Source organism: Bradyrhizobium yuanmingense (genome assembly GCF_025200905.1).
GTDB classification, from domain to species: Bacteria; Pseudomonadota; Alphaproteobacteria; order Rhizobiales; family Xanthobacteraceae; genus Bradyrhizobium; species Bradyrhizobium yuanmingense.
Genome location: NZ_CP104173.1, coordinates 5,678,925 through 5,704,194, shown reverse-complemented (window position 1 = coordinate 5,704,194; position 25,270 = coordinate 5,678,925). Strand labels below are relative to the sequence as shown.

General features: G+C 58.1%; 22 protein-coding genes and 3 pseudogenes. 17 read left to right on the top strand and 8 right to left on the bottom strand.

Going from position 1 to position 25,270, the window contains the following annotated elements; genetic code table 11:
- Positions 1–122 precede the first annotated feature (122 nt).
- Together tnpB (N2605_RS26550) and tnpA are read right to left on the bottom strand one after the other, a co-directional pair.
- Positions 123–478: pseudogene (gene tnpB / locus N2605_RS26550) on the bottom strand (IS66 family insertion sequence element accessory protein TnpB).
- Entirely contained in the window at positions 475–927 is a 453-nt protein-coding gene (gene tnpA / locus N2605_RS26545) for an IS66-like element accessory protein TnpA (protein WP_260343607.1), read from the bottom strand. Before tnpA ends, tnpB (N2605_RS26550) begins: the two are co-directional and overlap by 4 nt.
- Before the next feature lie 238 nt (positions 928–1,165).
- On the opposite strand from tnpA, the gene N2605_RS26540 reads away from it, so the two are divergent.
- Entirely contained in the window at positions 1,166–1,696 is a 531-nt protein-coding gene (locus N2605_RS26540; RefSeq protein ID WP_260343705.1) for a hypothetical protein, read from the top strand.
- Between the two features lie 15 nt (positions 1,697–1,711).
- Here the strand turns inward: N2605_RS26540 and N2605_RS26535 are convergent, their stop codons facing one another.
- The 4 genes and pseudogenes from N2605_RS26535 to N2605_RS26520 all read right to left on the bottom strand — a co-directional run.
- Positions 1,712–1,990: a hypothetical protein gene (locus tag N2605_RS26535; RefSeq protein ID WP_260343704.1), complete on the bottom strand. Its 279-nt coding sequence runs from the start codon at positions 1,988–1,990 to the stop codon at positions 1,712–1,714.
- 430 nt (positions 1,991–2,420) lie between these two features.
- Positions 2,421–3,554 (bottom strand): MmgE/PrpD family protein, encoded by a 1,134-nt coding sequence (locus N2605_RS26530; protein WP_260343703.1) that lies wholly within the window; start codon positions 3,552–3,554, stop codon positions 2,421–2,423.
- A 311-nt stretch (positions 3,555–3,865) separates the two neighbouring features.
- The gene (locus N2605_RS26525) at positions 3,866–5,005 is read right to left on the bottom strand and encodes an ABC transporter substrate-binding protein (protein ID WP_260343702.1); all 1,140 of its coding nucleotides are present in this window, start codon (positions 5,003–5,005) and stop codon (positions 3,866–3,868) included.
- Positions 5,006–5,258: 253 nt separating this feature from the next.
- Positions 5,259–5,707 (bottom strand): annotated as a pseudogene (locus N2605_RS26520) (transposase); the annotation flags it as partial.
- A 331-nt stretch (positions 5,708–6,038) separates the two neighbouring features.
- Here N2605_RS26520 and N2605_RS26515 point away from each other — a divergent pair.
- The 12 genes from N2605_RS26515 (at position 6,039) to N2605_RS26460 (ending at position 16,901) form a co-directional block, all read left to right on the top strand.
- Positions 6,039–6,944, top strand: coding sequence for an HpcH/HpaI aldolase/citrate lyase family protein (locus tag N2605_RS26515; RefSeq protein ID WP_260343699.1), 906 nt, complete (start codon positions 6,039–6,041; stop codon positions 6,942–6,944).
- 94 nt (positions 6,945–7,038) lie between these two features.
- The gene (locus N2605_RS26510; RefSeq protein ID WP_260343697.1) at positions 7,039–8,202 is read left to right on the top strand and encodes a CaiB/BaiF CoA transferase family protein; all 1,164 of its coding nucleotides are present in this window, start codon (positions 7,039–7,041) and stop codon (positions 8,200–8,202) included.
- A complete protein-coding gene (locus N2605_RS26505; RefSeq protein WP_260343696.1) occupies positions 8,199–9,089 on the top strand; it encodes an MBL fold metallo-hydrolase in 891 nt (296 codons plus the stop codon). Before N2605_RS26510 ends, N2605_RS26505 begins: the two co-directional genes overlap by 4 nt.
- A gap of 152 nt (positions 9,090–9,241) precedes the next feature.
- Positions 9,242–9,985, top strand: a complete 744-nt coding sequence (locus tag N2605_RS26500; protein WP_260343695.1) for an SDR family NAD(P)-dependent oxidoreductase — start codon at positions 9,242–9,244, stop codon at positions 9,983–9,985.
- Between the two features lie 43 nt (positions 9,986–10,028).
- A complete protein-coding gene (locus tag N2605_RS26495; protein ID WP_260343694.1) occupies positions 10,029–12,218 on the top strand; it encodes an alpha-ketoacid dehydrogenase subunit alpha/beta in 2,190 nt (729 codons plus the stop codon).
- A 20-nt stretch (positions 12,219–12,238) separates the two neighbouring features.
- Entirely contained in the window at positions 12,239–13,357 is a 1,119-nt protein-coding gene (locus tag N2605_RS26490; RefSeq protein ID WP_260343693.1) for a biotin/lipoyl-containing protein, read from the top strand.
- Between the two features lie 153 nt (positions 13,358–13,510).
- A complete protein-coding gene (locus N2605_RS26485; RefSeq protein WP_260343692.1) occupies positions 13,511–14,257 on the top strand; it encodes an SDR family NAD(P)-dependent oxidoreductase in 747 nt (248 codons plus the stop codon).
- 41 nt (positions 14,258–14,298) lie between these two features.
- Positions 14,299–14,772: an acyl-CoA thioesterase gene (locus N2605_RS26480; protein ID WP_260343691.1), complete on the top strand. Its 474-nt coding sequence runs from the start codon at positions 14,299–14,301 to the stop codon at positions 14,770–14,772.
- A gap of 559 nt (positions 14,773–15,331) precedes the next feature.
- A complete protein-coding gene (gene tnpB, locus N2605_RS26475) occupies positions 15,332–15,550 on the top strand; it encodes an IS66 family insertion sequence element accessory protein TnpB (protein ID WP_260343690.1) in 219 nt (72 codons plus the stop codon).
- Between the two features lie 513 nt (positions 15,551–16,063).
- Positions 16,064–16,402 carry an RNA-dependent RNA polymerase family protein gene (locus N2605_RS26470; protein WP_260343689.1) on the top strand — a complete coding sequence of 113 codons (339 nt, stop codon included), beginning with the start codon at positions 16,064–16,066 and terminating at the stop codon, positions 16,400–16,402.
- A gap of 57 nt (positions 16,403–16,459) precedes the next feature.
- Complete coding sequence (locus N2605_RS26465; protein ID WP_260343688.1) at positions 16,460–16,651, top strand: hypothetical protein; 192 nt, start codon at positions 16,460–16,462, stop codon at positions 16,649–16,651.
- Positions 16,652–16,763: 112 nt separating this feature from the next.
- Positions 16,764–16,901 carry an SH2 domain-containing protein gene (locus N2605_RS26460; RefSeq protein WP_425248816.1) on the top strand — a complete coding sequence of 46 codons (138 nt, stop codon included), beginning with the start codon at positions 16,764–16,766 and terminating at the stop codon, positions 16,899–16,901.
- 277 nt (positions 16,902–17,178) lie between these two features.
- Here the strand turns inward: N2605_RS26460 and N2605_RS26455 are convergent, their stop codons facing one another.
- Entirely contained in the window at positions 17,179–18,147 is a 969-nt protein-coding gene (locus tag N2605_RS26455; RefSeq protein ID WP_260343687.1) for an IS481 family transposase, read from the bottom strand.
- A gap of 85 nt (positions 18,148–18,232) precedes the next feature.
- The gene (locus tag N2605_RS26450; protein ID WP_341850355.1) at positions 18,233–19,258 is read right to left on the bottom strand and encodes an acyltransferase family protein; all 1,026 of its coding nucleotides are present in this window, start codon (positions 19,256–19,258) and stop codon (positions 18,233–18,235) included.
- Between N2605_RS26450 and N2605_RS26445 the strand changes: the two genes are divergently transcribed.
- From N2605_RS26445 to N2605_RS26425, 4 genes and pseudogenes are all read left to right on the top strand, one after another.
- Positions 19,174–19,632, top strand: coding sequence for a transposase (locus N2605_RS26445; RefSeq protein WP_311735328.1), 459 nt, complete (start codon positions 19,174–19,176; stop codon positions 19,630–19,632). The genes N2605_RS26450 and N2605_RS26445 overlap by 85 nt on opposite strands.
- Positions 19,629–19,982 carry an IS66 family insertion sequence element accessory protein TnpB gene (gene tnpB / locus N2605_RS26440; RefSeq protein WP_260343684.1) on the top strand — a complete coding sequence of 118 codons (354 nt, stop codon included), beginning with the start codon at positions 19,629–19,631 and terminating at the stop codon, positions 19,980–19,982. The genes N2605_RS26445 and tnpB (N2605_RS26440) overlap by 4 nt, the downstream gene beginning before the upstream one ends.
- A gap of 69 nt (positions 19,983–20,051) precedes the next feature.
- Positions 20,052–21,640 (top strand): annotated as a pseudogene (tnpC, locus tag N2605_RS26435) (IS66 family transposase).
- 2,414 nt (positions 21,641–24,054) lie between these two features.
- A complete protein-coding gene (locus N2605_RS26425) occupies positions 24,055–25,035 on the top strand; it encodes an acetylxylan esterase (RefSeq protein ID WP_260343681.1) in 981 nt (326 codons plus the stop codon).
- Positions 25,036–25,270 lie beyond the last annotated feature (235 nt).

The following is a 25,270-nucleotide window of genomic DNA, read 5'->3' as shown; positions in this document are numbered from 1 at the left end:
CGCCTTCAGCGTCTCGGGATCATCAGGAAGGTTATCGCTCACAGGCAAATCAGAGCATATTCGCGCCCGCCTGACGACGTGCTCGATGCCCCTGATTCACTTCGCCGCAGCGCGGCCCACAATTATCCGGCTTGCGTCGGGACGACCGTCTCCCGTGCCGCGTGAACACGCCGCCAATCGAGCCCTTCGAGCAACGCCGACAATTCCGCCGCCGACAAACGCATCACGCCGTCCTCGATCTTCGGCCAGCGGAAGACGCCTTCCTCGAGCCGCTTGGCGAACAGGCACAAACCCGTACCATCCCAAAAATCAGCTTGATCCGGTCCGCCCGCTTGGCACGGAACACATAAACAGCACCCGAGAACGGATCGGCCTTCATGTGCTCGCGCACCAACATAGCCAGGCCCTCCATTCCCTTGCGGAAGTCGACCGGCTTGGTTGCCACCATCACCCGGACAGTTCCGGACGGGCCGATCACCGGCTTGCCTTCAGCGCATGGAGGATGGCCGCAATCATCGCCACGTCCGCGCCTCGGCCGACCCGGATCGTGACGCCTTCGGCTTCGATCTCGATGCACCCGGCATCGCAACGGCGAGCCCCGACATCCGGCTTGGCCTTACGTCGCGCTGTCTTGCGCTCATGGCCAGCAACCGCGACTGGTGCCATGGCGTCTACCACCGCCGGTACAAACTGCGGATCGTCCGCCATCGGCGCCGGCTGCCGGCGTGCTTGCCGGCGCCAGGTGAACACTTGTTGTGGGGTCAGCCCGTGTCGCCGGGCAATCTCGGAAACGACCGCGCCTGCGACCAGCGTCTCCTCGACAATCCGGGCCTTGTCGTCCTTGGAGAACCAACGACGGCGTCCCGTCTCCGTGATCACTTCCAGCCGGCGCGCCGTCACGTCCGAATTAAGCGTATGGTCAAGCATAGACACAAGCCGATCCCTTCAAAGAGATCGTGAAACTCGCCTATCCCATGTGCCGTGAGAAGGTGGGAGCGGAACGGCGCTTACTGTGAGTCTGACCGACGCCGAAGTATGCAAGACCATCGGATGACTGAGGCATTGAAAGGAGTGCCCGACCGCGATCCCGACTCCCTCGGCCGGCGAGCCCCTGGAGCGGCCGTCGGAGAGCCCCAAGGAGCCGGCGCTAGCGGCGCACCCCTCGATGCCTTTGCCGACGACGTTCGGCGTCTACGCCTTGAGCGAGGGCCAGCTCCATGAGCTGAAGCCGGTGCCCGGAAAGATTCCGGACCGGCGCGTCGCGATCTCGGCCGCCATCAACACGCCGAGCGCGACTACAGTACCGGACGGTGATGTCAAATTCATCGTGTTCAGGCCCGATGGGGGTGTCGAGGCCGGCGGGACCGAAGTTCGGGTGATCGCGAAAGTCTCCCGCGCCATGGGCGTCGATTCCACCGGGAAGGCGGCCATGGTCAGCGCCGGCGATTCCTGGGTCATCCGCAGCATGTCCTACCCCTACAAGGTCGGCCCGATCGACGACCAGTCGAGAATGCTGTTGCTGCAACCGGAGCAAGACGGCTTCACGCTCGCACCCGGCCGCTACATCGTCGTGGTGAAGGGGATGGGCTACGATTTCACGGTGGCGGGAACGATCACCGATCCCAACCAATGCGTCGAGCGCATCAATGCGACCAACGGCGCGTTCTACTCGCCCTGCCCGCCGCCGCGACGATAACGCAGCCTCCCCGTTTTACTTGGCCGGCTTGTTGTCCTTTGGCGCATCCGCCGGCATGTCGTCGACCTTGCCGTTGTTGGCGACGCATTTCTGGAAGTACTCGCGCTTCTCCTTGGCCGTTCCCTTGGTGCCTCCCGCCGCGGGGTTGCCGATCTGTCTCGGTGGAAAGGCCTTGGCCAACGCCGCATCGCACGCCCGCGCCACTTCGACGGTAACGGCCGAGGCCGTCGCCGGCACAGCCAGGATCAAAGCGCATGCCAGCCCAACCAATGTCTGCTTATTCTTGACCGGCACCTCGTCGCTCCTTCAGTCCGTGAATGTTTGCCGGAACGATGCTGTGCTGGGCGCATCGACTGGGACCCGCTTGCGCAAATTCTCGGTAAAGGTTCCGCAAGCGCTGTAGACAACCGCCTCACAGTGCCGGCTACGCGCTCAACAGGGCCGCCGATGATTGGAGGACCGAGCGTCGGCTCACTCGAGGAACGGAAATTAATGAGACTCTTTCTCGGACATGATTTTCCCCTCTTTAGAAGCCCGCGCTCGGTCGTTGAAAGTTCAAGGCGCACATGTCTACCTTGGATCTCAGATAATAGCCTGGCGGCGGAGCCGAATTTGACGCAATTGCTTCCAATGCACGACGGAAGCCGTGGATGCCATCAGGCCTTTTTTCGGTGGCGGGGTGTACATCTTACCTCCGGGCTCAAGCCGAGCGCCGTCGGACGCGCTATGCTCGGACGAGTTGCATGAGCGCACCAATATCCGGCGCCGAATCCAGTTTTGCTACGAGATCGAGCACGCTTCGCGTAGCGCCTTGAAGTCGCGGAGCCGCAAGCCTCTCGAACCTGCTCGTAAGGTCTACATCCCAGCTCGTGTCCGGTATGTCTGAAGATCGCAGGGTGTGCGTCTGGCCGTTCTTCAGAACGACTTCAACTGTAACGGTTTCACCACCCGCCTCAGCCGTCAGCAAGGTAGTCTTGTGTGCGATTTCCTCAACATCCGGATCCCCGAATGACTCTTTAAAGTATCGCGAGTCCGTGACGGGCTTACCAAGCAGCGCGGCAATGGACGTGAACCTCGCTGACAGTAGCGCCTGCACCATATTGTGATAAGGGGGGGCAGCCTGGATTCCGGGCGCATCATAGTCATTCCATCCGCGGGTCACGATCACGCGCTCGATCTCAGATGGCGGAAAACCGGCAGGCTGAAGCGCACGGATCACAAGCATCGTCTCTTGATTGGCTTTGCAACCGGAAAATGGCTTGGACCAGGCGGTATGGATCCCGAGCGCAGTCGTTTCAGCTGTCAGAGCACCGACTTCATAATCTCGGTCACGCGCAAAGGTACTGAAGAACCCGGCGGCGCCATCCAGTGTGCGCGGCGAGGTTTCACCACCAGCCCCAGCAAGAGCCGCCGCTGTGACCCCGGCGCGGGCGGCGAAGCCTGATTGGACGTCGACCTCCATGGTCCCATCCGAGAAGGCCCCGTAGAACCCGCCAGCCATGTTTGCAGCAAAGTTGAGTGCGTTCGCAAACTGGCTAGTATCGAGACCAGACAAAACCGACGCAGAGGCCGCGGCGCCGAAAACGCCGATGGCCGGGACGGCTCGAAACCCGTTCGAATGCAAAGCGGCAGCTGCGGCCATATCCATCCGCTGCGCCGCTTCGTAGCCGACAACGATCGCGCTCAATACCTCTTTACCCGAACGTCGGTACTGCTCGCCCAGCGCCAGCGATACGGGAACCACGAAGCTTCCGGGGTGACCTCCGCCTCCACAATCCACCTGGCTCGTGGTGTGGCTCGCAACGGCATTCACAAACGCTGCGTCTGCCGCGACGGCGGTTGCATTGCGACCGATCAAGGTACACGGACCGTCACTCGCACTTACTGAGCGAAAAGCGACCTCCGACGCCGGTAGGCCCAACCCATCGAGGTCACGCTCAGCATATCCAGGATGCGTTGCTTCGCAGCTTGTATGGCATCAGGAGCCAGCCCTGCTGTCGCGGCGCTCTGTAACACCTCCACAAAGGCGGTGGTCAGGTCCGACTTCCTAGTCAGCATAAGTTCCTCCTTCTTGAGTAAACGCTTGCGACGAGTGAGCTAGATGCGCGGAATGCAGCCGCGAGCCAAGCCACGTAGCGAGTGATTGACTGAAGTCGGTCGCGCGGGAGGTTATCGCGTCCGCCATGCCAGCCAACGCTCTTGTATGTGATCCGCGTTGGTCTTGCCATCCGAACGTTTCTCCAAGTACCAGGCAACGTCGAACCGGACTGTCTTCGCCGCATTGTCGGCGCTTATGCTGATCAGTGGCACGAGGTCGGCTGGCAGGTACTTCAGCTGATTTAGGTTCGGGCCGGGATAGCCGTTCCCTTGTGTAAAAGCGGCCGCCATTTCGGCCCGATTCACAAACGCGATAAATTTCAGTGCGTTTGTGCTGTTCGGTCCGCCCTTAAGAACTGTCCAGTAGTTTTCTCCTATAGTAGCGCCGTCCCATACCATGCGAAGGGGTGTTCCCTGCTTGATGGCCGCGAGGGCGCGGCCATCGGGGGCGCTCGTCAACGCGTATTCATGGTTGATGAGCAGCTGTATGGGCTCCCCTCCCGCCGCCCACCACTTGGTAATGTGTGGCTTGATCTCGTCGAGCTTCTTCAAAGCTCGATCGATCTGGTCATCAGTCAGCCGCGAGAGGTCTTTGTGCGTGACACCGTCGGCAATCAGCGCAAATACCATCGCTTGAAAACCTAGAGTGCCGTAGAGCCCCCTTGGGCCCGGAAATTCCTTGACATTCCAAAAGTCGACCCACCCCTTGGGGCCAGCCTTCGGGAAAGCGCGTTCATCATAAACCAGCAAAGCAGCGTTTTGGTACGCAGTGACAGCATGAGTAAGGCGAGCAGATTCCGGCACACCTTTTAACGCTTCGTCGTCCCACAGACTGTAGTCGATGGGCATGAACATGCCGGCCTGATTCAGCTCCGCGTAGCCTTGAGGCGTGACAAAAGCAGCGTCCCAGTCAACGCGCCCCGCTTCGTGCATTGCCTTTAGTTGAGGCTCGGCCAAGTCGGCTGTCACATCGAAAACCCTGATGCCCGTCGCCTTCGTAAAGGGGTCAAAGACATATTTGCGCAAATTTGCCGTGAACGAGCCGCCATAACTGTGAACGATCACTTCGCCGCTGCCGGCCAGCTTTTCCTGCCCGAAGGCTGCAGTGGCTTTTGCGACAAACGGTAGACCTAACAACGATGCCGACGATTTGAGGACCGAGCGTCGGCTTACGCGACGGCACGGTAGCTTTCGAAACACCTGCTCTGACATGATTTTCCCCCTTTTCGGATGCCCACGCTTGGTCGTCAACGGCTCAAAAGTGCGCATTTTCTAGAACCGAGGCGGAATCGTAGCTGGTCGGCTGAGTTGGATTTCACCAATTCTTGGCGTCGTATCGACGAAATCCCGCATCATTGCTTTGCAGCCGGGCGGTTTTAAGTACGACGCCAACTCGCAACAGGTAGCGTCCGTGAGCATGCCCGCGGTGTGACAGCGCGTTCGCCGGCGAGGGCCGGACAGGTCCGCTGGCGATTACCGGGAAGCTGAAGACGGGATCATCGTTCAACGGCGCGATGGTTTCTAACGTCATGTAGCGGGCGCGCTACGCGGCTCAGTCATCGTTCTGCTCAAGCAGGATCGCGCCGACGATGGGGACGATGGCATCCTCTTTGGGGACATGGCCATCACCTCCGTATGCCGGTTGATCGCGCCGTTGGGGCCGAGGAAGGCGGCGAGCTTGGGCAAGTTGGAACGGGCCGGTCAGCAACGCCGCACCCCTACGCTCGGCGGCCTGCGCATCGCCTTGCGCAAACGCGGTTGCGATAAAGGCAGAGACCACGCGCCGGCCGCTCTTGCGGCGTGCGCGCGCGTTGCGCATGAAGTGCATACGCGGCAACGCCGCCAACTGGCATAGAGCACTTAGGTGATAGCGGCCTTGATGCGCTCATGGGCATCAGAAACCACCAACTTGAGGAAGTCCTAAATAATCCCTGCGACGACCCGGTAGACATGCGCCGTTCCCATTTTTACGGGCAGGAACTCAGAATTTGCAGTGTGAATTGGGTCGCCAATTGGCCGTGCCAACGGATTGAGGCAGATAAGCCCGCCACAATGCTTCGCGACCGCATCATCGATCAACTCGCGCAAATCCTTCGAGAATGCCTTCTTCAGCGTCGAAATTCGGCTTCAAAGCACGACCAATTCCATCAAATCATTTGGAGGGCTCATTATAACAGACATGGAGTTGAGACTTTAAGGAAGCCAGATGCCTCAGACTTTTCGAGACGCCAGGTGCTATCGCTCGATGCTCTTCGTCCCCGGAGACAAACTCGACTGGATGTTGAAAGCACCCAAGTATGGCGCCGACGCGCTAATGTTTGATCTTGAAGACGCTGTCGAGGTCAGCCGAAAGCCTGCAGCTCGCAATGCCGTCGCGACTGCCATCAAAGAGCTCCGTCCCGGCTCCTTCGGCCGGTTCGTGAGGGTCAACGGATGGCGAACCGGGCAGGTGCTGGACGACCTGAATTCGGTCGTCATCGAGGGCCTCGATGGAGTGTCGCTGGCTAAAGTCGAAGACCCTGAGGATATTGCCGCGCTCGACCGGGTGTTGGGGGAGCTGGAGAGGTCGCGCGGCCTGCCGGTCGGGAGCATCGAGATCTGTGGTGCGGGTGCAGAAACGGCTGTGGCCATGTATAGGCTTTACGACCTCTGCATGGCGTCCCCGCGGATTAAACGAGCCGGCGCGGCCTGTGGTCCAACGCCGGGTGGAGATGCTGCCCTTTCTCTGGGCCTCAATGATGCGGCCGAGGAAGGGATTTACTTCGGCGCCTATTCCGTGCTGCAAGCGCGCGCTGCCGGTATCTTGCACATCGAAGGTTCTATGACCGGGCAGCTGGACGACCTTGATCTGGTGCGACGACTTGCCGAAAAATCAAAGCGTATGGGGGCGACTTGGGCAATGGCGATTCACCCAAGTCACATCCCAATTATCAACGAGGTCTTCTCGCCCTCGGAGGTCGAGATCAACGAGGCACGGGAGATCGTTTCGGCTTTCGCGGACGCGGTGGCTCGTGGGAAGGCGGCGGTTCGTTACAAGTCAAGACTAATTGATTATGCCAACATTCGGGCTGCGATGACTGTCCTAAAAAGGGCTCGGGTAGCGGGCGTGGATGTCGGAATCATCCCGAGTATCGAAATTCCCGCATACTGAACATGCACAGAGTGACTTCGCACCCAGCAGCGGTGCGAGTGCCTCTTCCGGTGATTCTTCTTAAGACAAATCAACCTAAATGCTAGAGGCAAATATGGCGGAATCTCTGGAAGGAGTCGTTGTACTAGATCTAACGCAATACCTGGCTGGGCCATACGGCTGCGCGCTGCTCGGCGATGTGGGGGCCGATATCATCAAGATAGAGCCTCCTAGTGGTGACATGACGCGGCAGTATCCGTCGAGCCTGGAAGAAGTCAGGTCGTTTCTGGGAGTGAACAGAAATAAGCGCTCTATCGTGCTCGACCTGAAGCGCGCGGAGGGGCGAGCTGCTTTCTATCGACTGGTTGAGAAGGCCGATGTCGTGGTGCACAACTTCCGGCCGTCCGTGGCTCCAAGGCTCGGGATCGACTACGAGACACTAAAAGGACATCGCGACGATCTTATCTACTGCTCATTGACAGGTTACGGTGAAAGCGGGCCTTTGAGGGATCATCCTGGCTATGATACGGTGCTCCAATGCTTCACTGGTTTGGCTGCGATGCAGGGGGGCGCTATTGGACAACCGCAGGTTATGAGCGGTTCCATTGTGGATTACTTTTCGGCTACTTTCGTCACTATGGGAATTATGTCGGCGCTCATTCATCGGCTGCGGACAGGAGAGGGACAGCATGTGAAGCCCTCTTTGTTGAGATCCTCTATTGCATTGCAGGCCGGACAATTCATATGGGCCAAAAGTGAACCCCGCAACGTCGATCGGTGGTGGCCTCCTAGTTACGGGGGGATTTATCCGACCAAGGAGGGGCACGTCTTTCTCCAAGCCACCACCACGACCTTTTGGAAAAATCTTTGTAAGCATCTTGGTTTTCCGCAATTGGCGAATGACCCCCGCTGTGACACCTACAATAAGCGTACCGCTCTCAAAGATGAAATCAAACCTCTGATAAGTGAAGCGCTGATGAAGCGCACTGCTCTTGAGTGGGAACAGCTGATGCTTGGCGAGGTACCCTGCATCGCAGTTCGCTCCATCGGGGACATGTTCGACCATCCTCAGCTCTTGGCAGAAGGGCTCGTCGTCGAGCACGAACACCCGCGGATCGGGAAATATCTGAGTATGGGCAAGGCCATCCAAATGGGGGTGGGAGACACGCCAACTACGCGCGCGCCGATGCTCGGGGAGCATACGGACGAAGTTCTGGCACGTTTCGGATTTCGGGACGACGAGATCAGCACGCTGCGGTCGAACGGTGCTATAGCATGAAGACCCAGTTGTTCGGGGATATCCGCGTCGATAGAATCAGCGAATTCGATTTCGTCATCGCGCCAGACTATCTGCTGGAGGGCGTGACGAAGGAGGAAGCTGCGGAACATGAGCACTGGCTCGGGCCTCGTAACATGGAGGCGGGCACTCTAAATCTGAGAATGAGCATGCATGCGTATCTCATACGCACCCGACACCATACGATTCTGTTCGATACGTGCTGCGGCAATGACAAGGAGCGTTCGTATGAATCGACATGGCATCGTTTGCAGAACCCCTTCCTTGAGCGCCTCGCGCGCGCAGGCGTACTACCCGAGCAGGTCGACTTTGTCATGTGCTCGCATCTCCACGCCGACCACATTGGGTGGAACACGCGGCTGCTCAACGGCGAGTGGGTCCCCACCTTCCCCAATGCCCGCTACCTGATCAGCAAAGGTGAGTTCGAATGGTGGCGCGACGCCATCGAGACGGGAACTGTTAAGCCCTACCGGAAGCTTGCGTTTACCGACAGCGTCTTGCCTGTGGTGGACCGCGGTTTGGCGGCGTTCGTGGAAGATGATTATGCCTTCGAGAACGAAATGCCAGATGAAGTGCGCTACATGCCCCTCCATGGCCACACGAGACACCACTGCGGCCTTTACCTTTGCTCGCAGTCCCACGATGCGATCTTCAGCGGCGACGCTATTCATCACCCGATCCAGCTCGCGCGGCCGGATTGGGTCAACGCCGGGTACGACAACCCAGCGGCAAGCCAAGTGATACGCGACCTGATTGCCCGCTGCATCGATACGCCCACGAAGCTGATGACGGCGCACTTCGCCGCGCCGACGGCCGGATCTGTTGTGAGCGGTCCAGGCCATCCCCGTTTTCGGTTTGATGATGACTGACTGAAATGGAAGAGGCCTAATCACTTGAAGCGCCTAACGCCTCTGTCCCCGGGCTCCGGTCAGCGGTTCACATCCTAGCTGACGCTTCCGAGACCAGCACGCGTTCTCGCAGCGTATGGCTCTGAATTTTACGACGATCTCTCGAGTGGATCATGTCATACGCTTTCTCAGGCAAAACAGCGCTAATAACCGGCGCGGGCGGCGGAATATCGGGTGCTTGTGCGGAGCTTTTTTACCGCTATGGCGCCAATCTGGTTCTTACGGATCGTGACTTCTTGGCCGTCGCGGCAACTGCTAAACGGCTTGACCCTGAAGGAAACCGGGTCGTCGCGCTGCCTCATGACGTCTCTTCTTCGCAGCAGGCGGAACTGGTCGTTGAGCTCGCTACGAAGACCTTCGGGTGTATCGACTTTCTAATCCCCGGTGCTGGGCTTTACCTGGAGCAGGCGCTCTCCGAGATGACGGACGCCGAGTGGTCTCAGCTCATTCGCGTCAACCTTGACGGCGTCTTCTACACTGTCCGCGAATCCAGACCCCTTTTGCGCGAGGGTGGCGCTATCGTAACCATCGCGTCGATGGCTGGCCACAAGGGTAGCCTCAAGCATAGTCATTATGCGGCCGCTAAAGGCGGCGTGTTAACCCTGACACGCACGCTGGCGATTGAACTGGCGCCGCACATCCGGGTGAATGCGGTCTCTCCCGGCCTCATCCAAACGCCGATGGTCTCGTCGCTTATCGCCGCGCACGGTCCCCAATTGATTGAACAAACACCGTTGAAGCGCTTCGGTTCGTCCATGGATGTTGTCCAAGCCGTGGCTTTTCTTTGCTCGGATGCCGCCAGCTTCATTACCGCCGAGACACTGCATGTGAATGGCGGGCTCTATATCGCCAGCTGAGGCACCAGCCCTCAGCCTGCTGCGTCAGTTTAGGGGACAGGAAATGCCGGAATATAAGGATCTCAAGCCACTGGCGCCTTGGCGAGAGATCAGGGCGTGCCGGGATGATTGGGCCGCACTAAAACCTGAACTTGGCACGACGATGCTGACGCAGATGCACTTGATCCGGGCCTTCGAAGAGAAGGTGCTGGAACTAGCGGCTCAAGGGCTCGTTCACGGTCCGGCACATTCCGCCATTGGACAGGAGGGCGGCGCTGTCGGTTCGGCAATCGCTATGCGGAAAGGTGACCAAGTCAATGGCTCGCATAGAGCTCACCACCAGTTTCTTGCTAAGGCACTTTGTTTCGTGGAGCAGGACGGTATCGATCCCCAAGCACCGTTCAGCGGGGAAGTTCGACATCTCGCCAAACGAACGCTCGCCGAAATCCTCGGGCTTGCCCAAGGCTTCTGCAAAGGTCGTGGCGGTTCGATGCATCTGCGTTGGTCAGAGGCAGGCAACCTTGGCACCAATGCCATCGTAGGTGGCGGCGTTCCAATTGCAGCTGGCGCGGCATGGGTCCATCGCCATCTGAACACTGGTAATGTGGTGTACACCTACTTCGGCGATGGCGCAGTCAATATCGGTTCAGTCCTTGAGACCATGAATATCGCGGCGGCTTGGAAGCTGCCGATTTGTTTCTTCATCGAGAACAACGGATACGCGGTCTCGACAACGGTAGCGGAATCAACCGCAGAAATCAGATTGTCTTCGCGCGGACTTGCATTTGGCATATCATCATTCAAGGTCGACGGCATGGACCCTCTCGGGGTCTATCTCGCTAGCGAAGGAGCCAACGCACATATGAGGGCAGGTCACGGCCCCACCATAATCGAAGCAGACGTCTACCGCTTCTTCCACCAGAATGGTGCATTGCCCGGGTCGGCCTTCGGTTACCGCACGAAGCAGGAGGAGGCGCAATGGCGCGCGCGTGATCCACTGGTGCAGACTGCACAGCATCTGCTCGAGCGTCAGATCGTCGGTGAAGATGCTATTGCGCGACTTCGCGAACAGGCGCTTGAGATGATGGACGCTATCGCATCCGAATTGATCGAGACATCTGAGGGAAAACGAAAAATCGTCTCGTCACTTTGGCCAGATGAGAGTTTCCGGGATTTCGGGGTGCGCGGTAAGCTTGAAGAGTTCGATGATATCCGCTTCGAGGAAGAGGAGACGTTTGGAGGTCAGCTGAAAGCTGGTGTTAAGTTCGTAGATACAATTGCTGATGTCATGGACCGAAGGATGGCGACAGATCCACGTATCGTAGTGATGGGAGAAGATATCCATCGGTTGAAAGGCGGGACGAATGGCGCAACGCGCGGCCTCGCACAAAAATATCCTGATCGATGCTTAGGTACACCGATTTGCGAGAATGCATTCACCGGTCTTGCCGGCGGCATGGCGGCGGATGGGCGTATCCGCCCAGTCATCGAGTTCATGTATCCAGACTTTATGTGGGTCGCCGCTGATCAGGTCTTCAACCAGATCGGCAAGGCGCGTCACATGTTTGGCGGCGAGAATGCGATGCCACTGGTGTTGAGAACCAAGGTGGCCATGGGCGCCGGCTATGGATCGCAGCACTCGATGGATCCGGCGGGCATCTTCGCCACTGCCCCAGGTTGGCGGATCGTGGCGCCGTCAACGCCGTTTGACTATGTCGGACTTATGAACTCTGCGCTCCTGTGCAATGACCCAGTTCTGGTTCTGGAACATGTCGACTTGTACAATTCTACGGGTTCTGCTCCTACAGACGACTTTGACTTCTACATTCCGTTTGGCAAAGCCAAGATCGTCCGAACCGGCAGTCGCATGACGATCCTCACCTATCTTTCGATGGTTCGCACGACCGTACAGCTCGCACATGATCATGGGATTGATGCGGAGGTCATAGATCTCCGCAGCCTCGATCGGGCTGGTGTAGATTGGCAAACCATCGAAGCGTCTGTGCGCAAGACCAACAATCTCTTGATCGTCGAGCAGGGAGCGTTGGGAACGTCTTATGGTGGATGGCTTGCAGATGAGGCACAGCGACGCCTGTTTAATTGGTTGGACCAGCCAATCCAGCGCGTACACGGGGCTGAGGCTTCGCCAAGCATTTCGAAAGTGCTTGAAGCGGCAGCTTGCGCACGGCCTGCCGATATTGTGACTGCTCTCAAGGAAATGCTCGTCGCCCAGGGGCTGCCGGCAGTCGCCTGAGTGAGACGCGGAAACTCGGTATGAATATCGTTATGCCTTCCCTTTCCGCTGGAATGGAGTCGGCCGTCATCGCGAGATGGCTCAAATCAGTCGGCGACGAGGTGAAGCGGGGCGAACCCATTGCCGAAGTAGAAACCGATAAGGCGATCGTCGAGCTGACTGCCGAGGTATCAGGACACCTGAAGGAAATCCTTGTCGAGCCAGGTAACAGCGCTAAGGTCCATCAGAGGATCGCTGTTTTGCACTCGCAGGACGCTACTGTGGCGACCAACATTTCAAGTTTCGTTCCCGCTGCGTTTGCGCCATCCTTAATTGCCCCATCCTGCGCTCGCTCATCACGGATTATCGCCTCACCGCTGGCGCGCCGCATCGCCGTCCAGAACGGGATCGATCTGTTTGGATTAACCGGAAGCGGTCCACGGGGGCGAATTGTGAAGCTTGATGTGCAAGCGGCGTGCGCCGCGCTTGGTTCGACGTCCAGCCGAACAGCACCGGAGCCGCTCTCGAACCGAACAGCGAACCATGCTGCTATCCCAAGCGCGGAAGCAGCGCGCTCACGAGGCGTGGCTGAACCTCAATTTCGCTACGAGACAGAAATCGAAGTCGACGCGCTGATGTCGCTACTCGATGAGATAAATGCAACACGTCCAGCGAATGGACAGATATCGTTTTCTGATCTTTTCGTTCGCGCGTCCGCTGTTGTTATGGCGCACTCCGGGGCTGCCCGCACCAGCGACATTGCCGTCGTTGATAGGACAGCCCAAGGGTTTCGCAGGATAATAATCGCCGACGCTGCAGACAAGACCGTGAGCGCACTCTCCTCCGAGATCCAGCGCGCGCGGGAAAACGTCGATGTAGGTGCGACTGGCGTAGGGGACGATCAGATCGACGTGTTTACAGTGTTTGTATACGATGCAGGTAGCGTATCTCTTTCGATCTTTGGGATTGGCCGGGCACTCATGCTGTCAGTAGGCGGTCGCAAGCGCTGCGCGGTCGCGAGAGGTGATGATCTGGTGCTTGCCAGCGTGGTCAGATGCGACCTGTCGCTCGATCAAACGACGAACGATCGTCTTAATGGAAGTGAATGGTTGGGTATGTTCCGCGAAACGATAGAAAATCCTTACAGGCTATTCGTTTGAAGGAAGGGCAGTCGCTCGATTGTCGATCGTCAAGAAAGCAAGCGGACCCCAGCTCGTTGTTCGCCGGCTCGGGCCGACCGAACGGCTTAGCGTCATGGAGTCTCGCATCGGTGGTGGAACGTGCCCGTGAGCCATGCAGGGGATGCGATATCGATGTATAATAAGGTTGCTGTTGTCACCGGCTCTGGTTCGGGTATTGGCTTGGCCATTGCCCAAAGACTGGCACTGGATGGCTACGTCATTGGCCTGTTCGACTTGGATCGAGAGGCGTTAGACCGCGCATCAGCTTGCGTCGCTACTCACTCGTCCATTTTCTGTGGATCGGTCGCAGAGGAGCGCGATGTCGAGGAAGCCATGAAGAGCATCGCTCAGAAACTTGGGCGCATCGACGTGCTCGTCAACAGCGCAGGCATTTCGTGCAATGCGCCGGCACTGGACCTCACTCTTGCTACGTGGAACCAAGCGATTGCAGTGAACCTCACCGGCACCTTTCTGTGCTCACGGGAGGCTGCAAAACACATGATCCCGCAAGGCGGTGGCAACATCATCAACATAGGCTCGATGTTTGGCAGCGTCGCGGGGCCAGTGCGGGCGGGATATTGCGTGACCAAGAGCGGAGTCGACATGCTTTCTCGAGTGTTGGCCCTGGAGTGGGCGGATCACAACATAAGGGTCAACACGATTGCGCCAGGCTATGTAAACACCGAACTCGTAAAAAACCTCGTCGCCGAGGGCAAGCTCGACGAAAGTGCACTGCGCAGGCGAACGCCGCTACGACGACTTGCAAACGCGACCGAAATCGCGGAGTTGGTCGCGTTCGTCGCGTCGGACCGCTCCTCCTTCATTACCGGGCAGACCATGACAATCGATGGTGGCTGGACGGCGAATGGCTACCTGTAGGTCACGAGATCTTCAACGGTTTCATTTCAGCAAGGATGTAAATGACGCTCTCTCTGGAAAGGCCATGTAACGAACTTTCCCCGACGGCCCGTCGCATCTTCGGCATCGAGGGCGACTGGAACTTCGGCGTGACGCAGGAGACGGCCTGGTCGGATGTCGACAGCAATTCCCACGTCAACAATCTGACCTTTTTGAAATGGTGCGAGGAAGTTCGAATACGATATTTCTATGATATTATGGGGCACTGGCCAGATAACACCAAGCAGACTCTGGTCGTGCGCTCGCTCTCTTTCAACTTTGAACGTGGCCTGAGGCTCGGCGATCGTGTATTCATCACCGCGCGAACATCGAGGATCGGGACGACAAGCTGTGTGCAAAACTACGCCGTTTGGCACGGCAATCTTATCGGGACGGGGGACGCAGTCTGTGTCTTCATAGATGCAACGGGGTCCAAGTCGCCGATCAGCCCTCATTTTAAGGCCTGCATCCGTAGGATCGACCGCAATGTAGAATGAAGCTGCATAAACAGGCGAGAAAATCCGCGCAGGCAGCTCTTGAAGAGGATGGTTGCAACATCGGCGAGCTGCGGCACGATCTTGCGGCCTGACTAATAAAATGAGGCGGCAAATACCCCACGCTCACCCCTGCGGCGGCGACCGCCTTCGTAGTTCCTAGACGCGGCCCGGGGATTTGATACCTTAAGTCTAGCTCTTAAGGTCACGTGGCGAATGCAGGTCAATGTGTTGGGCCGAGCGTCAGCGGCGATGGAGTTACGAGAAGGTTCGCCTTGTCGAAGAGACGTTGCAGGGCGTCGCGCGCCGGCATGCGTCGACAGGCACGCCAAGGGCGACTGGGCGGAGATTCCGTGCCAGCTCTCGTTCCCGTCGAGATCACACCGGTGGCGGCTCCGATCTCGAGCGACACGCCACAACTGCTGCCTTCACCGTCTGCGTAGCCTTAAGGGCGGGAATCATCGAGATCGAGATCGAGCTTGGCAGTGGCTGTTGTGTTCGCGTTGACCGAGACGCTCGACGGCGAGGTGCTGCAGCGGGTTCTTTCGCTCCGGCGACGACGATGATCCCGGTCCCGAGCGGCGTCAGGGTCTGCATCGCCACTGGCCACACCGACATGCGTTGCGGCATGCAAAGCCTGGCGCTTGCGGTTCAGGAAAGCTTGAAGCGCGATCCGCATGCCGGCGATCTCTATATCTTCCGGGGCTGCCACGGCGATCTGGTCAAGGTTCTCTGGCATGGTGTGCTGCAGAGCATGAAGGAGGTTAATAACCGAATTTGATGCGTACAGCTTTATGAGAGATGGAGGACGGCCCTCCTGCATCGGCGTTCCAGGCGCAGATGTAAAACCACGACACTGTGGCTTCGCTTAAAAGGCGCGGTCATCAGCAAGTGTTGCAAAAGTCCCGGGTTTACGGGGCAGGTAAGTATCCAGAAGGCGAGCGAAGGCGAATCTTCCGATGACGCGTCGAAAATTACTAAGGCGTCGCCAAAATTAGGGGCGCGTGCCATCCCTGAGATCAATCCGTGAGGCGCCTGGATTACTGCGCAGATGGCGACCGGCGTTTAGGGGACGCGATCTGGATACAGGCTCTTGTAGAGAACTGCAAGAACCAGTCGTTGTGATGCTAAGGAAGAAGTTCAAGCGGCGCACACCGCGAGACGAGAGTACCGAAGCACAGCACTGGGACGGATCGGCTCGTAGTAGTGGTGAAGGTGCTGTAATGGAACTGGAGCGAAGGGGCCGAAACAAGTGGGTTGCGCCCAGATGCAACTGTGATGAGCAGGAGGACATGTGAGTGTAACCGGACGTAAGCAGTACAACATCGACAAGCAGACAGTGGTTAAGGCCTACAAACTGGCCAAAGCCAATGCGGGCGCGGCCGGCGTCGATAAGGTGTCGCTTGAAGCTTTTGAGAGAGACTTGAGGGGCAACCCTTACAAGGTCTGGAATCGAATGTCTTCTGGCAGCCACTTTCCACCTGCCGTTCGGGCTGTCCCCAGTCCCAAGAAGAACGGCGGACAATGCATTCTAGGCGTGCCGACAGTAGCAGATCGCGTGGCGCAGACGGTCGTCAAGCTGCAGATTGACCAAGTATTCGAGGAAATCTTCCTTCCCGATTCCTACGGCTAGCGGCCCGGAAAATCCGCGCTGGACGCCGTCGGCGTCACCCGGCAACGGTGCTGGAAGATGGATTGGGTGCTGGAGTTCGACATCAAAGGCCTGTTCGACGATATCAGCCACGAGCTGCTCATGAAGGCCGTTAGGAAGCATGTGCAAGACGAATGGGCTCGGCTCTACATCGAACGCTGGCTAATAGCGCCGATGCAAGGCAAAGATGGAGCGATCACCGCTCGCGAGGGCACCCCCAAGGCGGCGTGATCAGTCCCGTCCTTGCCAATTATTCTACAAGGTCCCTCACGTCACCACCATCACCCAAGTCGCGAGGGACCTTGGCGAAGACGAAGATTGGCTACGCGACATCTCGATCGAGATGGAGATCGAGGACGGCGGCATCTGGGTCTATGGAGTCGGAGAAGACGGCGTCCAGGCGTTCACCGACTCCGGAATCGAAAACCTCATCGAGCTGATCAGGTTCTACAAAGAGAACCCAGGACTGCTCAAGCGCTAACCCTGCGTGCCGAATGGATACGCTCACTGGCTAGGTGGGGACAACGTCCAGCGGCCGGCGATCTCAAGCCCACCAAGGGGACGGCTCGGCCGGACCCTGATCAATTTTGCTGAGACTGACGCACAGACCACATCTTCCCTAGGCGCAGGGCACGAGGGCGAATCTGAAGCTGCACCGAACTTAATCAAGCCGAAACTGCTCTTTTTCCGTCAAAGACCTGGCTGCGCGAGCCTGCTAGCTGCGGCCTGCGCTACTCGGGAGTGCCGAAAAGCGCCAGCTAGATGTGGAGCCTCAACAGGTTGTTGCTGGTCAGGGCGAGTCTGCTTATCGGTGGCATCGAGCCAATACTGCCATGCGGGCGGTGCCAATTGTAGCTGTGAAGCCATCTTGGCAGTTCGTCGGCTCGCTCTTTTGAGGTGTTGTAGGCACGGGCATAAGCCCACTCGCGCAGGCTGGTCTGGATGAAGCGCTCAGCCTTGCCATTGGTCTTCGGCGTGTATGGTTTGGTGCGGATGTGTTTGACGCCGAGGCGCTTGCAGGCTCTTCGGAAGGTGAAGGATTTGTAGCAAGACCCGTTGTCGGTCATCACCCGCTGGACCGTGACGCCCAAGCTTGCGTAGTAAGCGATCGCGGTTTTGAGGAAGGCGACGGCGCAGCCCTGGCGTTCGCTCTTCATGACCTTGCTGAAGGCGATCCGGGAAGCATCGTCGACGCAGACGTGGACGTATTCCCAGCCAGGCCCTTCCCCGCGGGCACGCAAGCCACTCTGCCCCATTCGATCGCCGGTGATGCGATGACCTACACGATTGAACTTGCCGAGCTTTTTGATGTCGATGTGGATCAACTCGCCGGGATGTTCGCGCTCATAGCGCCGCACCGGCTCGGCCGGTTCCAGGTCGCGCAATCGGTTCAATCGCAGCCGCCGCAGGATACGGCTGACGGTCGCTGGCGAGATGCCGACTTCGGACGCGATCTGCTTGCCCGTGTGGCGCTGCCGGCGCAACACCTCGACTTCGGCGCATGTGGCAGCTGGGGTTTGGCTCGGCAATGAAAGGGGCCGTGAGGAGCGATCACGCAACCCATCGACACCCCCCGCGCGGAAACGTCTGACCCACCTGGCGACAGTCTTGGCTGAAACGTTGAATTGGAGCGCCGCTGCCGCCTTTGTTAACCCACCTTCGATCACGCTCCGCACCATGGCCTCTCGACCTTTCGGCGTCAGAGGCGCATTCTTATGGGTGTCCATTCGGTCCTCCGGGGATTGGCTAAAGCTTCGATAACTTCAGCTTCCTCGTTCCGGACCGGATGGACAACCTCCTGAAAGCTCACAGCTAGTGGTTACAGAAGACTTGCAAGGTCGGGTCCAACCCGGCCTCCGCAGGAACCGAGCTAGACCGAATCGTCCGCTCACCTTTGCAGATCCAAACTGCCGTGAACTCCTTCGCGCAGCCCGGAGCAGTATCACCGATCTCCTCCACCTTCACTTTGAATGTACAATAATCCCTGCCATTACATGCTGCGGCAAGCGCATGCGTGGCGTTTCCACGGACCGAGATGATACCGCAATTTCCGCCATAAGTGCCGGCGACAATTAAAATACCTTCCTGCGTAATGGGGTCTCCCGTTGCGGCCCCGGTCGCATACGTTAACGCCGCAACCATGAGCGCGACGAAGCCCGAAGTGCCCCAACGAATCAAGTGCCGACGCCGCATTGCCGATGCTGCTTGAAAGCTCCGACGAATGAGTTTTCGTGCGGGCACCTCAAAGATGAAATGCAGCAGGACAGCAACGCAAGCAGCTACCGTGAAAGCCAATGCGAGCGCACTGATATGGCCGAATAGTTCGCTATTCGATCTCCAACGCACCACCGGAAGACGTTGGTAGACAACCGAGTGTACAAGATAGAGCCCAAAGCTCGCTTCTCCCAGGAAGACAAGCCATCTTGCTGATAACAACCGTCCTGCAGTACTGACGGGCTGGGCAGCCGCAATAAGGATCAGCGCAGCCGGCGCCGACAGAGCGATATTGTTGCGTGCAATATCGAACAAACTCATTTGTAAACCGATTGGCGGTCTATGAGCAGCACTCCAAAACACAGAGAATATCACAGCAAGGCCGATTCCTGCGACTGAATCAAGAAAAACTCGAGATGGTTGGTAATCCTGAGCCAACCACAGTTCATGGAGCTTCGCCAAAGAGCAGCCGAGAAAAAACTCCCATACCCTGCAAAAAGGGGTAAGCGCTAAGCGGGAACCCTTGCTTCGGGACTGGGATGGCTGTGCGAAGAAGCCTCCGGTTAGGACGGAGGCTTCGGATGGGATTGGACAGCAAAAAGGACGTCTATTTGGACGGCTCATCAGCGGGGTCGGTGAGCCGGCTGGAGATTCTTGAAGGGCCGTCAGGACGTCGTGTGCGGTCGGAAGCTGAGAGAGCTCGGATCGCCGCGGAGAGTCTCGGCGTTCAGGTGTCCGAGGTAGCGCGCAAGCACGGAGTGACGCGCTGGCAGGTCTACGATTGGCGACGGCGGCTTCGACAGCGAGGTATGTTGCCGCCGTGCGAAGCGTCTCCACCAACGTTTGCGCCGCTGGTTGTGGAAGATGCGTTGGAGGAGCGTCAGGCTCCGGCGGTCAAGCTTGAGATTGCGATCGGCGATGTCGTGCTGCGGACTGACACAGCCATAGATGCTGACCAGCTATCCCGGGTGATCCGTGCCGTGCGAGCGTCACGATGATCGCGGCCGGTGCTGATCTGAAGATTTACGTTGCCACGCGGCCGATCGACTTCCGCTGTGGCCACGACGGGCTTGCGACGAAGGTACAGGAGATGCTTCGTCTCGATCCGTTCAGCGGCGCAGCCTTCGTGTTCCGATCGAAACGAGCGGACCGGATCAAGATTTTGGTCTGGGATCGAACGGGTCTGGTGTTGGTGCACAAACGCCTCGAAGGTTGCAAGTTCGTTTGGCCAACGATCGCGGACGGAGTGATGCGCAAGTCGCCGGCGATGTTCGCTGCCTTGTTCGAAGGGCTGGATTGGAGATTGGTCCGCCCGGAAGAAGCACGGCGCCCGCAGGTGGCGGGATAACTGCGGCAGAATGACTCGGCAGCTATTTTGATCGTGGCACGGGCGGCGGCGATGTGCTCGAAATAGCGCATGAGCATCGCGACACTGCGCGACGAAAACGAACGCCTAAAGGCGCTTCTGGTGCAAACGCAGGCGGTCTTGAGCGAGCATCAGGGGGCACTGGCGGCATCGGAGGAAGCGCGGCGTCGGCTGGAGGTCATTCTCGGCGAATTGCGACGCGACAAGTTCGGCTCGAAATCCGAGAAGCTACGACCAGATCAGTACCATTTGCCGCTCGAAGACGTGGAGATCGCGCAAGGCATTCTGGACGCGGCGCAGGAAAGAGCCGAGAAGGTCATCCAGGGTCGATCGCGCAGCGATCCGGATCGAGGCTCCCATCGCAATCGCGGCTGTCTGCCTGCCCATTTGCCGCGAGTGGAACGGATCATCGAGCCTGCGAGCACGCTCTGTCCGTGCGGTTGCGGCGCCATGACGAAGATCGGCGAGGACGTCAGCAAGCGACTCGACGTGATCCCGGCGCAATGGCGCGTGCTGGTCACACGCCGCGCGAAATACATCTGTCGCCGCTGCTCGGGCCCTTTCGCGCAGGCGCACGCACCGGAACACGTCGTGCCCGGCGGGCTGCCGACCGAAGCGGCTATCGCTCATGTGATCGTCTCCAAGTTTGGCGACCACACGCCGTTTTATCGTCAGGCCGAGATCTATGCGCGTCAAGGCATGCGGCTTGATCGGGCGACTCTGGGCAACTGGTCCGGCCGCGCCTGCTTCCATCTTCAGCCCATCGCGGACCACATGCGCCGCCACCTGGCCATGGCGGATCGCCTGTTCATGGACGAGACCACGGCACGGGTGCTTGATCCGGGGCGAGGTCAAACGAGGAAAGGCTACTTCCGGGCGATCGCGTCAGACGACCGTGGCCACAGCGGTCCAAGTTCACCGATCGTGTTGTTCCGATATGCCCCCGGTCGCAGCGGCGCCTTCGCGGAGCAGTTCCTCGACGGTTTTGGCGGACGCTACCTGCAATGCGACGCCTATGACGGATATGACCGGATGACCGAAGTCGTTCGACCGCAAGGGCCTTGGACGCTCGTGCATTGCTGGAGCCATTTGCGCCGGCGCTTTGTGAAATTGGCCCGCAACAGCAAGTCGCCGATCGCCGAGGCCGCCATTCGGCACATCGCCCAGCTTACGCCATCGAAGCCATGGTGCGCGGCGCATCGCCGGACATCCGGCTGGCCGCGCGCAAGGAGCACTCGCTGCCCATGGTCGCCGCGTTGAGGTCCTGGTTCGAGAAGCAGCTGTCGATGATCTCCAGCGGTTCGACGCTCGCCGAGGATATCCGCTATGCGCTCAATCATTGGCAGGGGCTGACCCGCTTCCTCGAAGACGGGCGTCTCGAGCTCGACACCAACCCGGTCGAGAACGCCATCCGGCCGATCTGCTTGACCAGGAAAAACGCGCTCTTCGCCGGACATGAAATCGGGGCGGAAAACTGGGCTTTGCTCGCCTCGATCGTCGCCACCTGCAAACTCAAGGACGTAAACCCTGCTGCCTACATCGCCGAAACACTCGAGGCGATCATCGACGGCCATCCCCACAGCAGGATCGAAGACCTCATGCCGTGGCGATTCCGCAAAGCGTCAAGCCCGCATCAATAGGGTGACGGCTAAGCGCTTACAAAAAGGGGCGAAGTACACAATCCAAAACACGAGGCTGTTTTTCACATTCGGCAGAGCCATCTCCGTCCCATAGGAGTGAATCGCAAAGAGATTGATACGGCTCTGAAGTATCAAAACCCCAACATCTATTCCCAATTCGACCGCTACTGCTCCAATCGCGAACAGAAGCGAACCGGGCACGGTTCTGATACGTGAAAGGAACGGGCAAACGATTGGAAAAGCAAGATCAAGAACCATTCGGTGCTGACCGACCAACTGACGATTCCTACGGACTCATACTGTTGGATGGGCGGGACGCCTGCCACGTTCGCGAAGAACCAACTTTGAACCATTCCAAGTTCAAATGGCACAATGTGCCACGAAAATACCACTCCGGGTGTTCCTAGAAGCCAGTGCCACACCATCGGCCCGGTTAGCAGCTCAACGAGGAAAAGAATGACAAATAGCGGATAGACTCGCGCTACGCGTGCCACTAGGAATTCCGGGATAGCGTTCCGCGGGCTGTTCGCAATCGCCCTACCGTAGTTGTACTGTATGACGAAACCGCTCAGAGTGAAAAAGACGGACATCCCTAGCGAGGCGAGTGCCCCGACACTGATATCGAATGTCAAGCAGTTGCCTCCCAAGAACCAGCTACCGCCATGAGCCAATGCTACGCTTGCCGCAGCGATAAATCGGACGCCAGTCAACGCAGGTATCTGTTTTGACATTCACGTTTCTTGCCAGTCTGGCAGTATGTCCAGCCTAATGCCGACAGGGGCGAAAGCAGCTCGCCTAGAATCGCTTCAAAGTATCCGCCATGCGAGAGCGGCCGAGGCAAACAGGGCGAGAATGCTTCGCGAGCTTGTCTTATCAGGTGGTGGTCCGCCTATTCTTTCATTCGGATGAGTGCGCTATCGAATGCGCGCCGCAGCTTATACCGACGCTTTTTGAAGATGAAACCGCTGCTTTCTGATAGGGGGGCGAACGGGCCGGCTGGGTTCGTGCTAACAGCTACTGCGCAGCACATGATGGGGCGACCTGCCCTGACGAAAGGCTAGACTGTAGATTGAGGGGCGATGCCCCCTCTCAGAAATCAGACCACGAGCAAACCGTTTGTCATTGTAGTTGGCGTCCATGGCGGACCAAATCTACGATCTAATCGATGCGGCACCAAAAACTCCCTGCGAGCCTTGCTCCATCCCGCTCAATCGCCGGAGCGTGGGGGGCTAAGGCACGACAGGATCAATTTTCCGCGGTCGATGCAGGCCGGTAGAGATCTTCGCCGTCACAAAGTGCCGAACCAACGTTATGAATTGGGTCAGGAACGATGCGCCGTAGTATACGCGTTTTACAACAGCCAGTATCCCCCCGAAGCGGTTTGTGTGATGGCGCCTATCACGATGCCAAGTCGATACAAATTGGACATTACCTGAATTGCCAAGAGACAAAACAATCCGAAGTGCGATTGAGAAGGAGGCATCAGCTTTGTATGTCGACGGCAGCGGTTGCATTTGAGTCAGCGAACCTAATTGGGTAAGCGCTGGAACCGCGGGAGGCGCTCGAATCCTATCAGATCGCAAGGGCTACGCGGGGCGGTGCGTCCGCTGCAGCTCCTCATTGAGGATAAAAAGATCGAAATCGGTTCGCTGATGCTGCAAGACAATGGCCTTGATCTGATGCAACAGCGTAAATCGATCCGTTCAGTTTTCGTGCAGAGAGCTCAAAAGCACGATTCACTGGTAACCGACTTATGACTATTGCACTCCGTCGGCGATCGACGCTGGCGTTAGACAGGGCGTCAGCCACTCTTTCGGCGGCACGCCTGTGAGCGGCTCAAGAACTCTAGCGCTGACGACACATTGCGTCGTCAACGAGAGCTCTCAGCTAAACGACGCAGGTCGTCACGACGATGGCTGCCGCGGCCATTACTGCGCTGTGGAAGATCGAAGTCTATATCGACCGGATTTCCGCAACGCTGGTGAAGCTGCGGCGGAAAAGGTCATTACCATCGGTGCAACGGTCTGCGATCTCCTAGTGAGATCTAACCGTCCCGTCCGGCAAATCCAAACTGGCCCGTGCGAGTCGCTATGCAACATCCAAGCACATGGCTGTTTAGCGCCTCCTGACCGAGGGGCGCGTCGAGATTGCGCTCAATACCGTCGAGCAAGCGGTCCGGCCACCACCGTCAGAAGGAAGGAGGCGGTGTTCGCGGGCGCCATGACAGTCGAGCTACATGACCACCGCCCTGCCGCAGGGAGTGAAGAGTGAATGACCGCGTGCCGAGCTCATGCAAATTCTTGAAGGCATCTCTCAGGACTTGCCGATCTCTCAGACCGCGGATCGGATAGCCTTGAGCTTCAGCCTGACCCGCTTTCGATTCAGGAACTCGATCACTGGAGGATACCTCACTCATGCCGCTCGTTGATATGCCGCTGGCGCAACTGCAACAGTATCAGGGCCGAACCCCACGGCCGGAAGACTTCGATGCCTTTTGGGATAGGTCACTGGCGGAAATGCGTTCGGTGGATCCAGAACCAGAACTTCTGCCAGCGCCTTTCAAGGTCGATTTCGCGGAATGCTTTGACCTGTTCTTCACTGGCGTACGGGGCGCGCGGATTCATGCGAAGCTTGTACGCCCTAAGAAATTTCCGAAGCGGGCTCCGGCCGTGGTCCGATTTCATGGCTATAGCTCAAATAGCGGCGACTGGATTGGACACTTGCCGCTTGCAGCGGCCGGCTTCGTGATCGCCGCACTCGATTGCCGAGGCCAGGGAGGACTGTCCGAGGACGTGGGCGGAGTGAAAGGCAACACCCTTCATGCGCACATCGTCCGCGGTTTGTATGAAGGCCCGGAAAAGCTGCTGTTTCGAGACATTTTCCTGGATGTGGTCCAACTTGCGGGAATCGTGATGGCCATGCCCGAGGTGGACGCCGAGCGGGTAGCCGCCGAGGGCGGCTCGCAGGGAGGAGGTCTTAGTTTGGCCTGCGCCGCGCTCGAGCCGCGGATATGCCGTGCGGCGGCGACATATCCGCTTCTTTGCGATTATCAACGTGCTTGGGAAATGGATGTCGCGAAGGACGCATACCAGAGGTCGGATTTTTGGAAGAAGGAGCTTCGGACGTTCTTTCGCCGGTTTGATCCAACTCATGAACACATTGCGAAGTGGTTCCGCCGCTTAGGGTATATTGACGTTCAGCACTTGGCGGCTCGCATTCAGGGCGAGGTGCTTATGGTCACCGGTCTGATGGACAGTATCAGCCCCCCGAGCTCACAGTTCGCAGCCTACAACAAGATCACCAGGAAGAAGAATATTTTGATTTATCCCGATCATGGTCATGAAATACTGCCACGGCGGCTCGACCATGTTTTCGAATTCCTCTGTAGTATCTAATTATTTACTTAAATCTTCGTTGTCATTGAATTCTAAATTCGAGCGGAGTCGCCACGCGCACGCGAACCGGAGATCTTTGAGTCATTGGTTATCTTTACATTAAAGGACGAACTAAAACGAAGTTGCGTCAAGTATCAAGCTGGCGGCGGCGCGATCGAGATCGAAAGCGAGTTTGCGGCAGGAATACGGATCAAGGGACAGTCGAAATGGCCCACGCTGAAAGGGGCCGTCCAGT